This window comes from Rhodococcus sp. DMU1, from assembly GCF_012272955.1.
Taxonomy (GTDB): domain Bacteria; phylum Actinomycetota; class Actinomycetes; order Mycobacteriales; family Mycobacteriaceae; genus Rhodococcus; species Rhodococcus aetherivorans.
In genome coordinates, this window is sequence record NZ_CP050952.1 from 2,850,387 (window position 1) to 2,865,584 (window position 15,198).

Here is a 15,198-nt window from a genome sequence, read left to right on the forward strand (position 1 = left end):
CAGACGATGACTGCAACATTGGCGGAGCCCATGTCGGAAGTGGTGGAGGCGGCCGAAAAGCTGCTGACCCGGCGCACCGGCGCACCCGTGACCTTGGCCGATCCGGTGGATCTCGGCGGCAGTGGCCGCTCGGTGGTTCTGCGCGTGCGGGTCGCGGCGAACCCGTTCTCCCTGCCGCGCACCCTGGTGCTCAAGCAGGTGCCCCCGCGCGCCGAACGGCGGGTGGGCTTCCGTGGCGTCGCCACCGACGACGAGGTCGCGTTCCTGCGCGAGGCGGTGTCCTACCAGTTCGCCACCGCCCTGGCCAAGGACGACCGGCCGGGCGCCGAACTGCTGGCCTACGACTTCGAGTCGCGGCTGCTGGTGCTCAGCGACCTCGGCGACGCCACCCCGATCGCCACGCTGCTGCGCAGCGACGACACCGACACCGTCACCAACACCCTCATGGCGTTCGCCCAGGCCCTCGGCCGGATGCATGCCGCGACCGTCGGGCGCGAGGAGGACTTCGCCGCCCTGCTGCGCCGTGCCGAGGTGGCGCACTTCGCCGACGCCGTCGTCGAGCAGGCCACCGGCGCGCTGCGCGTCGTGCCCGACCGCTTCGCCACCGAGTTCGGCCTCGAGGTGCCGCAGAGCGTGATCGACCGCGCCGAGCGGGCCGCGAAGCTGTTCACCGCCGGCCGGTTCCGGGCCTTCAGCCCCTCGGACCTGTGCCCGGACAACATCGTCGTCGGCGACGAGGGCGTGCAGTTCCTCGACTACGAGTGGGGCGGCTTCCGCGACGCCACCCTCGACATCGCCTACGCCCTGACCTCCTTCCCGGCGTGCCTGTGCAAGGCGCCGCTCACGCTCGAGCGGGCCCGCGCGATGGCCGACGCGTGGCGGGCCGAGGTGGTGGGCATGTGGCCCTCGCTCGGCTTCGACGAGGTGCTCGCCGAGCGGCTGCTCGACGCGCAGCTCGCGTGGGTGTGGCTGAGCACCTACCTGTTCGTCCCCGAGGACCATGCCCGCATCGCGGCGGTGCGGGACCACCACCTGTCCGTGCCGTGGTCCGACGCGCTGCGCAGCCGCTGGTCGCTGCTCGCCGACTACGCCGCCGACACCGGACACGACGACGTCGCCGGGCATGCCCGAGACGTCCTCGAACGTCTCGAGCAGCGCGTCGGCGACTGACCGCGCTATGCCCGGGCCGCTTACAGCGCGGTACGCGCGCAGATGGCCTCGACGAACCGGCCCACCTCCGACTCGGGCAGATGCGTGGCCAGGTCGGCCTCGCTGATCATGCCGATCAGCCGATGCTCCTCGACCACCGGCAGCCTGCGGATGCGGTGTTCCTCCATCATCGTCAGGACCCGGTCGACGTCCGCGTCCGCGTCGACCACGTAGGGCTTGCCCTGGGCGAGCTCACCGGCCGTCATGGAACTCGGGTCGCCGCCCGCGGCGACGCACTCGAGCACGATGTCGCGGTCGGTGATGATGCCGTGGAGCCGGTCGTCGTCGCCACAGATCGGCAACGCGCCGATGTCCAGTTCCCGCATCCGCTGGGCCGCGGTCTCGAGGGTGTCGTGTTCGCCGATGCAGACCGCGTCGCGGTGCATGATGTCGCGTGCAGTGGTCATCACTGCCTCCTCCGTTGAAAACGGTTACTGCACTTCCATTGTCACGCGCGACGGCGACCGGCGGAAGGGCTGCGGAGGCATCGGGCTCACCCGGCGAAGGCGTGCGTCGCCGCGCGGCCGTCCCAGCCGCCCGCCGGCCCGGCCAGCCCGAACAGCGCCGCGACCGTCGGGGCGACGTCGAGGGTGCGCACGGGGTCGGTGACCGTGAGGCCGCGGCGGATACTCGCATGCCCGCCGGCGACGAAGAACGGGATCTCGACGGTCGCGGCGTGACCGTGATTGCCCGGAATCGGATTCGACAACGGGCTCGGATCGGAGAACCGCCACCCCGCGTCGCACAACGCCACCAGATCACCCGCGGCGGCGCCGAGACCCAGATCCGCACCCGCGTACAGGGCGGCCACGCCCGGGACGGCGGCGGCGACCTCCCGCATCCGCGCCACTGCGTCCACCCGGGCCGCCGGATCGCCGACCCAGTACAGCAGGTTCGCACCGCCGTTCTGGGCGGTGCGCACCGATCCGGCGAGCAGCGGGTCGGCGCCGAGCACGTCGACGAGGCCGATCAGCTGGTCCGGCGCCGACCAGTCCATCCCGTGGTCGGCCAGCACGATCAGCACCGACCGTTCCCACCGTCCCGTCGCGCGCAGGAACTCCACGAACCGGGCCACCTGCTCGTCCGCCGAGCGCAGCGCCGCGGTACGCGCGAGCCGCAGCGACGCGCCGAGCACGTCCAGGTGCCCGACGCGGTCCACGTCGCCGAGGTTGGTGAACGTGAACCGCGGCGACCGCTCGTCCACCACGGAGATCAGCGCGTCGACCGTGAACCGGTCCGGGGCGTGTTCGGTGAGCGGCAGCAGCGGCACCGGATCCCACGCCACCGACGCGCGGCCGCCGAACAGGCCGTGCAGGTACCGCTTGGACAGCACGCTCGCGGTCGTCAGCCCCAGCTCGCGGGGCAGCCGGTCGAGCACCGTCCCGGCGCGCAGGTCGGTCGGCCGGTCGAGGTCCCGGGTGCGGCCGAGCACCGGGTCGAAGATCGAGTTGGCGGGCACGCCGGAGCGGTGCGGCAGCACACCGGTCATCATCGCCGCGTGGTTCGGCAGCGTCTCGGCCACCGAGATCGCCCGGGCCGCGGTGTACCGGGTGCCGGCGTCGGCGAGCGCGAGCAGATGCGGCGTGAGACCCGGCGCGAGCTCGTCCGGGCGCATCCCGTCGACGACGAGGACGTGCACGTCCGCGTCCGGGAGCAGCGCCGACGGCGTCGCCGCCCGGGCCGGAGCCGTGCCGATCAGGGCCGGAGCCGTGCCGATCAGGGCCGCGCCGGCCAGCACGGCCGTGCCGGCGAGCATCGTGCGCCGATCGATCGCTCCGGCGGGTGGCGTCACGGCCGGGCCTGCCGGCCGTGCGCACCCGGATCGAGCGCGGCCGCCGGCTCCAGCCGTGGCGTGCCGGCGGCGACCCGCCGGCTCGTGCCGTACCGCACGCCGGTGCCCGGGTCGGTCGGATCGAGCACGTACAGCCAGTCCATCTGCACCGCGTCGGGTGTCACGTCGAGGACACCGAAGCCGTGCGAGTCCAGTTCGACGTACCGGATGTGGTGGTTCGTCGCCAGCACCGCCGCCTCGATCGACGGGGTGACGGTGCGGGGCGCGACGCCCAGCATCTCGTCGATATTCGCCGAGGTCACCGACGGCACCACCAGTTCGGTGGCCACGGTGCCCGCGCCGGGGTAGTTCGCGGCGTCGACGGGGATGTCGGCGGCCCACGACGAGTGGATGTCGCCGGTGAGGAACACCACGTCGCGGCCGGAGGCACGAATCGCGTCGAGCAGCCGTCGCCGGTCGGCGGGATAGCCGTCCCACTGGTCGACGTTGAACGGTGCCCCCGCCGCGGGGAGCCCCGCGACGGCGGTCAGCGCCGCCGTGGTCCGCTCGTCCAGGGGCGGCAGCAGCACCGGGGCGATCATCACCGGGTTCCCGATGAGCTGCCATCGCGTGCCCGAACTCGTCACGCCCGCGGTCAGCCACGCCATCTGCTCCGCGCCGGTGATGGTGCGCGCCGGGTCGTCGATGCGGCGCCCGTTCACCTGCTCGGTGCGATAGCTGCGCAGATCCAGCATCGACAGCTCGGCCAGGTCCCCGAACTGCAGCCGCCGGTACAGCCGGGGCGCGTCGGCGGTGCCGCCCGGCCGGAGGGGCTGCCACTCCAGGTAGGCCTGCAGGGCCGCGGCCCGTCGCTCCGCCCAGGCTCCCTCGACGGCGGGGTCGTGGTTCTGGGCGCCGCCGGACCACGCGTCGTTGGCGCTCTCGTGGTCGTCCCACACCACGATCCACGGCAGCAGCGCGTGCAGCCGCTGCAGATCGGGATCGCTCTTGTACTGGCCGTGCCGGATCCGGTAGTCGGCGAGGGTGACGATTTCGTGCCGCGGGTCGTGCGGGCGCACCACCCGGTTGCCGCCGGAGGCGTATTCGCCCGTGCCGTACTCGTACAGGTAGTCGCCGAGGTGCACGACGGCGTCGAGGTCCGGGCGCGCCGCCAGGTGCCGGTAGACGCCGAAGAACCCGGCCTCCCAGTTCGAGCACGACACCACCGCGAACCGCAGCCGGTTCAGCTCGGCCCCCGGCCCGGGCGCGGTGCGGGTGCGGCCGACCGGGGAGGCCGCGTCGCCGGCGGTGAAGCGGTAGAAGTAGGCGGTGTCCGGCTCGAGGCCCGTCGCATCGACCTTGACCGTGTGGTCGGACGCGGGGGACGTCGTCACGGACCCCGAGGCCACCACGTCGCGGAGGTCGCCGTCGGTGGCGATCTCCCAGCGGACCGTCGTCGCGGCGCCGAGGCCGGAACCGGGCACGGCGTCCGGGGCGGGCGTGATGCGGGTCCACAGGATCACCCGGTCGGGTAGGGGATCGCCGGAGGCCACGCCGTGCGCGAACACGACGCTCTCCGCCGCGGCGGGGGAGACGGAGACGGCCGCCAGGGCCGCGGCGCCGAGGGCGACGCCGCCCGCGCGCAGCGCGGTCCGTCGCGACACGACACGGGTTTCGGTGGGAGGCACCGGACGATCAGACCAGCGTCCCCCGCGATGAGCAAGTACCGCGACGGAATGTCCCGAACGTTCACGGCCGGTTCACGCGCCGTCGGCCCGACCCGCCGTCGGGCCGGGACGGTAGCGTCGTGGGGTGAGCACCTTCTTCGGAGCGGAGGAACCAGCCGGACCGGACGCCCTGTTCGAGACCCCCCGCCCGACCGAGCCCGACCCCGCACCCGTACCACCGGCGTCGCGCCCGTCCCGCGGTGCCGGACCGAACGCGCCGCTCGCCGCGCGGATGCGCCCGGCCGACCTGAGCGAAGTCGTCGGCCAGCAGCACCTGCTCGCCCCCGGTGCGCCGCTGCGCCGCCTCGTCGAGGGCTCCGGCGCCGCGTCCGTCGTGCTCTACGGCCCGCCGGGGACCGGCAAGACCACCCTGGCCTCCCTCATCTCCGGTGCCACCGGCCGCCGCTTCGAGGCGCTGTCCGCGCTGTCGGCCGGCGTCAAGGACGTGCGGGCCGTGATCGACCTGGCCCGTCGCCGCCTGGGCGCCGGTGAACAGACCGTGCTCTTCATCGACGAGGTGCACCGCTTCTCCAAGACCCAGCAGGACGCGCTGCTCGCCGCGGTGGAGAACCGGATCGTGCTGCTCGTGGCGGCCACCACCGAGAATCCGTCGTTCTCCGTCGTCGCCCCGCTGCTGTCCCGCTCGCTGGTGCTGCAGCTGCAGCCGCTGGGCCCGGACGACATCCGGGCCCTGCTCGAGCGGGCCCGCACCGACGAACGCGGTCTCGGCGGCGGTGTGGAGATCACCGACGACGCGCTCGACCACCTGGTGCGCCTCGCGGGCGGAGACGCACGTCGCGCGCTGACCGCGCTCGAGGCGGCGGCCGAGACCGCGCTCGACCGCGGCGGTACGGGCGCGACGATCGACCTGCCGACCGTCGAGTCGAGCATCGACAAGGCCGCGGTGCGCTACGACCGCGACGGCGACCAGCACTACGACGTCGCGAGCGCGTTCATCAAGTCGCTGCGCGGCTCCGACGTCGACGCGGCGCTGCACTATCTCGCGCGGATGATCGTCGCGGGGGAGGACCCGCGGTTCATCGCGCGGCGGCTGATGATCCAGGCCAGCGAGGAGGTCGGCATGGCCGATCCCACCGCGCTGCAGACCGCGACGGCGGCCGCGCAGGTCGTGCAGCTCGTCGGCATGCCCGAGGCGCAGCTCGCCCTGGCGCAGGCCACCATCCACATCGCGACCGCGCCCAAGTCGGGTGCGGTGACCGCCGCGCTCGGCGCCGCGATCGCCGACGTCAAGGCCGGCCGGTCCGGGTCGGTGCCGGCGCATCTGCGCGACGGTCACTACGCCGGCGCACAGAAGCTCGGTAACGCCGTCGGCTACCGCTACCCGCACGACCACCCCGACGGCGTGCTGGCGCAGCAGTACGCGCCGGACGAACTCGTCGGCGTCGACTACTACACCCCGACCGGCCACGGCGCCGAGCGCGAGCTGGCGCAGCGGGTGCCCAAGCTGCGCCGGATCGTGCGCGGCGAACGGTAGGGCACCGCGTGCGCCGCAGGTCGCGCGGCAGGCGCTGAGCGAATGAACCATGCCGTCGGACTACGGAGGTGAACGATACATTCGCTCGCCCCCCGGCGGGGGACGGAGCGGCGCGGGTGGCGAGAACGGCCACCGTCGCCCGCGCGATAAGCTGAACGATGGCCGATTCGCCGTGCCCGCGCGGGTTCGGCAGCCCACACCGTCAGACAAAGAGGACCATCGACGTGCAGACCCACGAGATCCGCAGGCGCTTTCTCGACCACTTCGTGAAGGCCGGCCACACCGAGGTGCCCAGCGCGTCGCTGATCCTCGCCGACCCGAACCTGCTGTTCGTCAACGCCGGCATGGTCCCGTTCGTGCCCTACTTCCTCGGCCAGCAGACCCCGCCGTTCAGCACCGCGACATCGGTGCAGAAGTGCGTGCGCACCCTCGACATCGAGGAGGTGGGCATCACCACCCGGCACAACACGTTCTTCCAGATGGCGGGCAACTTCTCGTTCGGCGACTACTTCAAGGAAGAGGCGATAGGCCATGCGTGGTCGCTGCTGACCAGCCCCGTCGAGGACGGCGGCTACGGCATCGATCCCGAGAAGCTCTGGGCGACGGTGTATCTGGACGACGACGAGGCGTACTCGATCTGGCACGACAAGATCGGTGTCCCCGCCGAGCGCATCCAGCGTCGCGGCATGAAGGACAACTACTGGTCCATGGGCATCCCCGGCCCGTGTGGCCCCTGCTCGGAGATCTTCTACGACCGCGGCCCCGAGTACGGCGCCCCGGGCGGCCCGGAGGCCGACGAGGACCGCTACATCGAGATCTGGAATCTCGTGTTCATGCAGAACGAGCGCGGTGAGGGCGGCGCCAAGGAGGGCTACCCGATCCTCGGGCCGCTGCCGAAGAAGAACATCGACACCGGCATGGGCGTCGAGCGCGTCGCGTTCCTGCTCCAGGGCGTCGAGAACGTCTACGAGACCGACCTGCTGCGCCCGGTCATCGACAAGGCCGCCGAGCTGACCGGCAGCGTCTACGGCGCCGACCACGCCTCCGACGTGCGGTTCCGCGTCATCGCCGACCACGCCCGCACCGCCGCGATGCTCATCGTCGACGGCGTCAACCCCGGCAACGACGGTCGTGGCTACGTGCTGCGCCGCCTGCTGCGCCGGATCGTGCGCTCGGCCCGGCTGCTCGGCGCCGACACGCCGACGATGGCCGAGTTCATGGCCGTCGTGCGCGACACCATGAGCCCGTCCTACCCGGAACTGGCCACGGACTACTCGCGCATCGAGACCGTCGCCGTCGGCGAGGAGACCGCGTTCCTCAAGACCCTGGGCACCGGCAGCAAGCTGTTCGAGGGTGCGGTCGAGACCGCGAAGGCGCAGGGCAGGTCCGTCCTCGGCGGCACCGAGGCCTTCACCTTGCACGACACCTACGGGTTCCCCATCGATCTGACGCTGGAGATGGCCTCCGAGGCGGGCCTGACCGTCGACGAGGACGGGTTCCGTTCCCTCATGGCCGAGCAGCGCCAGCGCGCCAAGGACGACGCCCGCGCCCGCAAGCACGCCCACGCCGACCTGACCGTCTACAAGGAGCTGATCGACCGCGGCCCCACCGAGTTCACCGGCTTCACCGAGCTGGTGACCGAGGCGACGGTGCTGGCCGTCATCACCGGCGGCGAGCGGCTGCACGCGGCGCAGGCCGGCCAGGACGTCGAGCTGATCCTCGACCGCAGCCCCCTCTACGCCGAGTCCGGCGGCCAGATCGCCGACGTCGGCACCATCACCGCCGGCGGCCTGCGCATCAAGGTCAACGACGTCCAGAAGATCGCCAAGCAGCTGTGGGTGCACAAGGTGACCGTGCTCGAGGGACAGGTCACCGAGGGCGATGCCGTGCTCGTGCAGGTCGACCCGTCCTGGCGCAAGGGCGCCACCCAGGGCCACTCGGGTACCCACCTGGTCCACGCCGCGCTGCGTGAGGTCCTCGGCCCCAACGCTGTGCAGGCCGGTTCGCTGAACAAGCCGGGCTACCTGCGGTTCGACTTCTCCTGGCCCGGCGCGCTCAGCGAGCAGCAGAAGACCGACATCGAGGCCGTCACCAACGAGGCCGTCGCCGCGAACTACCCGGTGAACACCTTCGTCACGGACCTGGACAAGGCCAAGAAGATGGGCGCGATGGCGCTCTTCGGCGAGAACTACGGCGACGAGGTCCGCGTCGTGGAGATCGGCGGCCCGTTCTCGATGGAGCTGTGCGGCGGCACCCACGTCGAGCACTCCTCCCACGTCGGCACCGTCACCCTGCTCGGCGAGCAGTCCGTCGGTTCGGGCGTGCGCCGCGTCGAGGCGTACGTCGGCCTGGACTCGTACCGGCACCTGGCCAAGGAGCGGGCGCTGCTCGCGGGTCTCTCCTCGACGCTGAAGGTGCCCTCCGAGGAGGTGCCCGCGCGGGTCGAATCCCTGATCGAGCGGCTGAAGGTGGCCGAGAAGGAGCTCGAACGCACCCGCGCCGCCGCGGTGCTCGCCTCGGCCGGCACCTTCGCCGAGAAGGCGCAGCGCACCGGGGATCTTCTCGTCGTCGCCGAGACCGCCCCCGAGGGCGTGGCCGGGAACGACCTGCGCAGCCTCGCCTCCGACGTCCGCGGCCGGCTCGGCAGCGAGCCCGCCGTGGTGCTGCTGCTCGGTTCCGCCGACGGCAAGGTGCCGTTCGTCGTCGCCGCCACCAAGGCGGCCCAGGCGAGGGGCATCAAGGCCGGCGACCTGGTGTCGAGCTTCGGGCCCGCCATCGGTGGCCGCGGCGGCGGCAAGCCCGACATGGCGCAGGGATCCGGATCCGATCCGGCCGGGATCCCTGCGGCGCTGACCGCGTTCCGGGCCCGGCTGAGCGAGCTGGCCGGCTGATCGTGGCCGACTTCGCCGGTCCCGACCGTCCGGGCGTCGACGACCCCGGCCGCGGCCGCCGCATCGGCATCGATGTCGGAAGTGTCCGAATCGGGGTCGCCTCGTCCGATCCCGACGGCATCCTGGCCACTCCGGTCGAGACCGTGCCCCGCTCGAAGGAACGCGGGCCCGACGCGCCGGATATCCGGCGCATTGTGGACATCGTCACGGAGTACGAGGCCGTGGAGGTTATCGTCGGACTGCCGCAGACCCTGCGCGGGGAGCCCGGCAAGGCCGCGAAACTGGCCCGTGATTTCGCGGGACGGCTGCGCCGGCGCCTGACCGGGATCCCCGTGCGGATGGCCGACGAACGATTCACGACGGTCACTGCGGCGCGGGCGCTCCGCGAGAGCGGAGTCAGCGCGCGCGGTGCGCGGCCGGTGATCGACCAGGCCGCCGCCGTCGCCATCTTGCAGGGTTGGTTGGACGAGCGGAGTGCAGTTGTGAACGTGGCCGAGGACGGCAAGCCGGGGAGCGGGCAGTGAGCCGGCACGGGCGGCCGGACGACGAGTCCACCGGGGCGGACCACGACTTCCCCGGGGGGCGCTCCGGCTTCGGACCCGCGCAGCAGGACGAGTGGTACCGGCCGCGGCACGGTTCTCCGGGGCCCGACGTCCCGGAGCCGCCGGCCCCGGCCGGGGACGGCTACCGATACGAGCACCCACCGCATCCGGCCGCCGGACATCCCTTCGACGACGCGCCGACCACCGAGCACGTCTACCGGCTCGACGACTACGCCCCCGGCGCCCCGTCGCAGCCCGACCCCCGCCACGACCGGCAGGACCTCGGTCCCCACGGCCGGACTCCCACCGACGGCCCGGGCCACGACACCTTCGAGGCCCGGGCCTACGAGACGCAGGCCTACGAGACGCAGGGCTACGAGCCCCGGGACTACGACCCCCGCGACCACGACGGGTACGACCCCGAGCCGGGGGCCTACCGGTACGACGACTACGAGCAGCGGCCGGCCTACGACGAGGCGGGCTACGACCAGTTCGGCTACGCCGCGGTGGACGACGACCCCCGCGGATACGCCGAGACGCCGGCCGCAGGGCGGGACTGGACCGACTCCGCCGACCGCGCCGCCCCCGAAACCGTCGGAGTGTCCCCGGCCCGCCGGGCCCACGCCCGCTCGGCCCGGGCCCGCCGCACCCGCGGCCGGATCGTCGGGATCCTCGCCGTCGCGGCCGTGCTGGTCCTGCTCCTCGGCGGCGGATTCTTCGCCTACCAGAAATTCACCGGCCCGGACCTGCCGCCCGACTACACCGGTGCGGGCGGTCCCGCCGTCGTGGTGCAGGTGCACCCGGGTGACACCGCCGAGCAGATCGGCGCCGCCTTCAAGGAGGCGGACATCGTCGCCAGCTCCGATGCCTTCTACAACGCCGCCGTCCAGGACCCCGGCATGAACTCGCTGCAGCCGGGCTTCTACTCGATCGCCAGCCGGCTTCCCGCCCGCGAGGCCGTCGCCGCCCTGGTCGACCCCGCGAACCGGGTGGGGGCGGTGGTGATCTCCGAGGGCCGGCAGTTGCACGACATCCGCGACGTCAACACCGGCGCGGTGCGCAAGGGCATCTACACCCTCATCGCGGAGGCCAGCTGCCTCGACCGCGACGGGCAGCGCACCTGCCTGACGTACGAGGAGCTCGACGCGGCCGGCGCGAGCACCGACCTCGCCGCGCTCGGCGTGCCGGAATGGGCGCGGGGCGCGGTCGCGAACGTGCCCGACCGCAACCGTCAGCTCGAGGGGCTCATCGCGGCGGGCCGCTGGGACTTCGACCCCAGTGCCGGGGCCGCCGAGATCCTGCGGTACCTCGTCTCCACCAGCGCGCAGCGCTACGACGAGACCGGCATCACCCAGGCCGCGGCGAAGGTCGGGCTGACCCCGTACGAGATGCTCGTCGCCGCGTCCCTCGTGGAACGCGAGGCGCTGCCGGACGACTTCGCGAAGGTCGCGCGGGTGATCCTCAACCGCCTGAAGATCGGGCAGCCGCTGCAGTTCGACTCGACGGTCAACTATGCCCTCGACGAAACCGAGCTGGCGACCACCGACGCCGACCGGGCGCAGGTCACCCCCTGGAACACGTACGCGAGCCCCGGACTGCCCGCCACGCCGATCTCGTCGCCGAGCATCGAGGCGCTGCAGGCCGTGGAGAACCCGGAGGCGGGGGACTGGACGTACTTCGTGACCATCGACGCCCAGGGCACGACCCTGTTCACCAACAGCTACGACGAACACCTGACGAATACGCAGCAGGCTCTGGAAAGCGGAATCCTCGACAGTGGCAGATGACATCGTGACCGGCGGCCGCAAGGCCGCGGTCCTCGGCAGCCCCATCGCGCATTCGAAGTCGCCGCTGTTGCACCTGGCGGCCTACCGGGCGCTGGGGCTGACGGACTGGACGTACGAGCGCATCGAATGCACCGGCGAGCAGCTGCCGGCGCTGGTGGCCGGGCTCGGCCCCGAGTGGGTCGGGGTGTCGGTGACGATGCCCGGCAAGTTCGCGGCGCTCGAGTTCGCCACCGAGCGCACCGACCGGGCGGTGCTGATCGGCTCGGCGAACACCCTGGTGCGGACCGCGGACGGCTGGCGGGCCGACTGTACCGACGTCGACGGCGTCACCGGCGCGCTGCGCGCCGCCGGCGTCGGGGATCTGACCGGCGCCTCGGCGGTGGTGGTCGGGGCCGGGGGGACGGCGCGCCCGGCCCTCGTGGGGCTCGCCGAGCTCGGGGTCACGTCGGTGACCGTCGTCGCCCGCAGCGAGCTCCGGGCCGCCGAGACGTTCGACTGTGCCGAGGCGGTGGGCATGAAGCCGCGCTGGCTGCCGTTCGAGGCCCCGGAACTCGGGGAGGTGTGCGCGTCCGCGGGCGCGCTGGTGAGCACCGTGCCGGCGGCGGCGGCCGCGCCCTACGCGCAGCGGCTCGGCCGCGCGCCGTTCGTCCTCGACGCGATCTACGACCCGTGGCCCACGCCGCTCGCCGAGGCCGCCGCGGCGCACGGCTCGGTCGTCGTGGGTGGCCTGCAGATGCTGCTGCACCAGGCGTTCGGCCAGGTCGAGCAGTTCACCGGCCGGCCGGCCCCGCGGGAGGCGATGGCAGCGGCCGTCGCCGGCTGAACCACCGGTACGTGCTACCGTCCGGTTGCACATCGTCCGGGTAGGTGCAACCATGAAGTTGCATGTCATCGGACGAGGAGGTTCCCATGGACACGCAGGACCGCATCGAACGGGAGATCCGCATCGAGGCGCCCGCCGCTCGGGTGTGGCAGCTCGTCGCCCGGCCCGGCTGGTGGATCGGCGACGGCGACCGTTCCGGGCACACCGTGACCACCGACGGCGACCTGATCGTCGTCCACGACCCGCGGTACGGGAAGTTCCCGATGTACCGGGTGGCGTCCGATGAGCCCCGGTACCTCGCGTACCGCTGCTCGGCGGTGATCGACGAGCCGCCCCGTGACGGCGCCGCCACCCTCGTCGAGTTCTTCCTCACCGAGGTGGGCGGCGGCACCGTCCTGCGCGTCGTCGAGAGCGGGTTCGGCGCCCTGGACGGGACCCCGGCACAGCGCCGCGAGGCGTTCGAGGGCAACACCGACGGCTGGCGGCAGCAGCTCGACATCGCCAAACGGGACGTCGAGAGTGCCTGACCCCGCCGATTCCGCCGTCGGCGCGGTGCTCGCGGCGCTGGCCGACCCGACCCGCCGGCTCATCCTCGGCACGCTCGCCGAACTGGGGAGGGCCAGCGCCACCACGCTCGCCGGGCGGGTCCCGGTCTCGCGCCAGGCGGTGGTCAAGCAACTCCAGATCCTCGAGACCGCGGGCCTGGTCGACGCCGCCCGCGCCGGCCGGGAGGTGCTCTACACCCCGCGCCCCGAGACCCTGGACGGCTCGGCCCGGTGGCTCGCCGAGCTGGCCGACGCCTGGGACCGCCGTCTCGGGGCGGTGAAACGCGCCGCCGAAGAGGGCCGGCCCTCCCGCTGACCGGCGGAGGAAAAAAATTCCGCGCCGGATGTCGATCCACCCGCCGGCCGTTCGTGTACAGGTTGGATCACCGGCACCGGGCCGGGGACCGCCACCGCGAGGAGGATCGGCCATGACCCAGTACCTGCTGAGCATCTACCAGCCCGACGGTGACCCGCCGCCGCCGGAGTTCCTCGACCCGATCATGCGCGACGTCGAGGCCGTCGATGCCGAGATGCGTGCCGCCGGCGCCTGGGTGTTCGCCGGGGGACTGCACCCCCCGAGCACCGCCACCGTGCTCCGGCTCGCGGGCGACGGCATCCTCACCACCGACGGCCCGTACCTCGAGGGCAAGGAACACATCGGCGGGTTCACCGTGATCGAGGCGCCCGACCTAGACGCCGCCCTGGAATGGGGCCGCAAGCTCGCCCGCGCGATCACGCTGCCGATCGAGGTGCGGCCGCTGCAGGGCGGGCACTGCGGGTGACACGCCCGTGCCCGAGGTGACGGACGCGGAGATCGCGCGCGTGTTCCGCGCCGAACACGGCCGTGCGGTCGCCGCGCTCGTCCGCGCCTTCGGGGACATCGACCTGGCCGAGGAATCCGTGCAGGACGCGTTCGCCGTCGCCGTCGCCCGGTGGCCGGTCGACGGGCTGCCGCCGAGCCCGGCCGGGTGGATCGTCACCACCGCCCGGCGCCGCGCGATCGACCGGATCCGCCGGGAGAAGGCCCGCGCCGGCAAGCACGCCGAGGCCGCCCGGCTGCACGAATCCGGGGACACCGCCGTCGACGGCGAGGAGACCGTCGTGCCCGACGACCGGCTGCGCCTGATCTTCACGTGTTGCCATCCCGCGCTGGCGCCCGCCGCCCGCGTCGCCCTCACGCTGCGGTTGCTCGGCGGCCTGACCACGGCCGAGATCGCCCGGGCCTTCCTCGTCCCGGAGACGACCATGGCGCAGCGGCTGGTGCGCGCCAAGGGCAAGATCCGCGACGCCCGCATCCCGTACCGCGTTCCGGACCCCGGTGAGCTACCCGCCCGCCTCGGCTCCGTGCTCGCCGTCGTCTATCTCGTCTTCACCGAGGGGCACACCGCGGCCGGTGGGGACCGGCTGGTCCGCGACGACCTGTGCACCGAGGCGATCCGGCTCGCCCGCCTGCTGGCCGAGCTCATGCCCGACGAACCCGAGGTACTGGGCCTGCTCGCGCTGCTGCTGCTCGCCGACGCGCGACGACCGGCCCGCACGAACGCCGCCGGGAATCTGGTGCCCCTCGCCGAGCAGGACCGCGGGCTGTGGGACCGCGACCGGATCGCCGAGGGACAGGCCCTCGTCCGGCGCTGCCTGCGGCTCGGGCGGCCCGGCCCGTACCAGATCCAGGCCGCGATAGCCGCCGTCCACGGCGATGCCGCCACGGTCGAGACGACCGACTGGCGGCAGGTCGTCGCGCTCTACGATCAGCTGCTCGTCGTCGCACCCACCCCGGTCGCCGCCCTGCACCGGGCAGTCGCGGTGGCCGAGGTCGACGGCCCCGCCGCGGGTCTCGCCCTCGTCGACGCCCTCGACCTGGACCGCTACCACCTGTTCCACGCGGTGCGCGCCGACCTGCTCCGCCGGCTCGGCCGCATCCCGGAGGCCACCGCGGCGTACGACGCGGCGCTCGCGCGGACCGCCAACGCCGCCGAGCGCGGCTTCCTGCAGCGCCGTCGCGCCGAGCTCAGCTGACCGGCGACTCCTCCGCCGGCGGCCCGGTCCTGCCGTTCTGCCACGGCCACCGGCCGGAGATCTCGAGCTGCAGGGACCAGCTCAAGAAGGTCCGGATGAGGACGATGACCGCCAGTACCCCCACCGAGGTGAAGGTGGGGGTGACGGCGACCGTCTTGATGATGTCCGCGGCCACCAGGAATTCGAGACCGAGCAGGATCGACCGCCCGAGATCGCGCCGATAGCGTTCGTAGATCGGTGCGGCGGCGGAGCGGCGCCAGGACCGCACGGCGACCCAGCTCGCCACCGCCGCACCGACCACGATCACCGCCACCCCGACCACGTCGACGGCGCCGCCGACGGTCTCGAGCACGCGGGACAGCTCCATGCGAACCTCCGGGGTGCGGACGGGA

At 73.0% G+C, this 15,198-nt stretch carries 14 protein-coding genes; 10 read left to right on the forward strand and 4 right to left on the reverse strand.

The annotated features are described in order from the left end of the window. Positions 1–30 precede the first annotated feature (30 nt). Entirely contained in the window at positions 31–1,170 is a 1,140-nt protein-coding gene (locus HFP48_RS13370; RefSeq protein ID WP_168580570.1) for a kinase, read from the forward strand. 20 nt (positions 1,171–1,190) lie between these two features. Here the strand turns inward: HFP48_RS13370 and HFP48_RS13375 are convergent, their stop codons facing one another. From HFP48_RS13375 to HFP48_RS13385, 3 genes are all read right to left on the reverse strand, one after another. Continuing rightward, positions 1,191–1,616: a CBS domain-containing protein gene (locus tag HFP48_RS13375; RefSeq protein WP_168579616.1), complete on the reverse strand. Its 426-nt coding sequence runs from the start codon at positions 1,614–1,616 to the stop codon at positions 1,191–1,193. 86 nt (positions 1,617–1,702) lie between these two features. Next, the gene (locus tag HFP48_RS13380; RefSeq protein ID WP_201356157.1) at positions 1,703–3,001 is read right to left on the reverse strand and encodes a nucleotide pyrophosphatase/phosphodiesterase family protein; all 1,299 of its coding nucleotides are present in this window, start codon (positions 2,999–3,001) and stop codon (positions 1,703–1,705) included. Further along, positions 2,998–4,644, reverse strand: a complete 1,647-nt coding sequence (locus HFP48_RS13385; RefSeq protein ID WP_168580571.1) for an alkaline phosphatase D family protein — start codon at positions 4,642–4,644, stop codon at positions 2,998–3,000. The genes HFP48_RS13380 and HFP48_RS13385 overlap by 4 nt, the downstream gene beginning before the upstream one ends. A 148-nt stretch (positions 4,645–4,792) precedes the next feature. Between HFP48_RS13385 and HFP48_RS13390 the strand changes: the two genes are divergently transcribed. The 9 genes from HFP48_RS13390 to HFP48_RS13430 all read left to right on the forward strand — a co-directional run bounded on the left by HFP48_RS13390 (position 4,793) and on the right by HFP48_RS13430 (position 14,806). Then, complete coding sequence (locus tag HFP48_RS13390; protein ID WP_168579617.1) at positions 4,793–6,202, forward strand: replication-associated recombination protein A; 1,410 nt, start codon at positions 4,793–4,795, stop codon at positions 6,200–6,202. 224 nt (positions 6,203–6,426) lie between these two features. After that, positions 6,427–9,093, forward strand: a complete 2,667-nt coding sequence (gene alaS, locus HFP48_RS13395; RefSeq protein ID WP_168579618.1) for an alanine--tRNA ligase — start codon at positions 6,427–6,429, stop codon at positions 9,091–9,093. Then, positions 9,093–9,617, forward strand: coding sequence for a Holliday junction resolvase RuvX (gene ruvX / locus HFP48_RS13400; protein WP_210432835.1), 525 nt, complete (start codon positions 9,093–9,095; stop codon positions 9,615–9,617). Before alaS ends, ruvX begins: the two co-directional genes overlap by 1 nt. After that, a complete protein-coding gene (gene mltG / locus HFP48_RS13405; protein ID WP_168579620.1) occupies positions 9,614–11,422 on the forward strand; it encodes an endolytic transglycosylase MltG in 1,809 nt (602 codons plus the stop codon). The genes ruvX and mltG overlap by 4 nt, the downstream gene beginning before the upstream one ends. Then, the gene (locus HFP48_RS13410) at positions 11,412–12,245 is read left to right on the forward strand and encodes a shikimate dehydrogenase (RefSeq protein ID WP_168579621.1); all 834 of its coding nucleotides are present in this window, start codon (positions 11,412–11,414) and stop codon (positions 12,243–12,245) included. Before mltG ends, HFP48_RS13410 begins: the two co-directional genes overlap by 11 nt. Positions 12,246–12,331: 86 nt before the next feature. Continuing rightward, a complete protein-coding gene (locus tag HFP48_RS13415) occupies positions 12,332–12,772 on the forward strand; it encodes an SRPBCC domain-containing protein (protein ID WP_029543580.1) in 441 nt (146 codons plus the stop codon). Next, a complete protein-coding gene (locus HFP48_RS13420; protein ID WP_006947009.1) occupies positions 12,765–13,106 on the forward strand; it encodes a metalloregulator ArsR/SmtB family transcription factor in 342 nt (113 codons plus the stop codon). The genes HFP48_RS13415 and HFP48_RS13420 overlap by 8 nt, the downstream gene beginning before the upstream one ends. 112 nt (positions 13,107–13,218) lie before the next feature. Further along, entirely contained in the window at positions 13,219–13,572 is a 354-nt protein-coding gene (locus HFP48_RS13425; RefSeq protein ID WP_161996557.1) for a YciI family protein, read from the forward strand. Positions 13,573–13,579: 7 nt separating this feature from the next. Beyond that, positions 13,580–14,806 (forward strand): sigma-70 family RNA polymerase sigma factor, encoded by a 1,227-nt coding sequence (locus tag HFP48_RS13430; protein ID WP_168579622.1) that lies wholly within the window; start codon positions 13,580–13,582, stop codon positions 14,804–14,806. On the opposite strand, the gene HFP48_RS13435 is transcribed toward HFP48_RS13430, so the two are convergent. Continuing rightward, the gene (locus HFP48_RS13435; RefSeq protein ID WP_006947006.1) at positions 14,799–15,173 is read right to left on the reverse strand and encodes a DUF1622 domain-containing protein; all 375 of its coding nucleotides are present in this window, start codon (positions 15,171–15,173) and stop codon (positions 14,799–14,801) included. The genes HFP48_RS13430 and HFP48_RS13435 overlap by 8 nt on opposite strands. Between the last annotated feature and the right edge of the window lie 25 nt (positions 15,174–15,198).

Excerpts from the sequence above, each read along its gene's own strand:
- HFP48_RS13375 (WP_168579616.1), bottom strand. The coding sequence starts at position 1,616 with ATGACCACTGCACGCGACATCATGCACCGCGACGCGGTCTGCATCGGC.
- HFP48_RS13370 (WP_168580570.1), top strand. The coding sequence starts at position 31 with ATGTCGGAAGTGGTGGAGGCGGCCGAAAAGCTGCTGACCCGGCGCACC.
- HFP48_RS13435 (WP_006947006.1), bottom strand. The coding sequence starts at position 15,173 with ATGGAGCTGTCCCGCGTGCTCGAGACCGTCGGCGGCGCCGTCGACGTG.
- HFP48_RS13425 (WP_161996557.1), top strand. The coding sequence starts at position 13,219 with ATGACCCAGTACCTGCTGAGCATCTACCAGCCCGACGGTGACCCGCCG.
- HFP48_RS13415 (WP_029543580.1), top strand. The coding sequence starts at position 12,332 with ATGGACACGCAGGACCGCATCGAACGGGAGATCCGCATCGAGGCGCCC.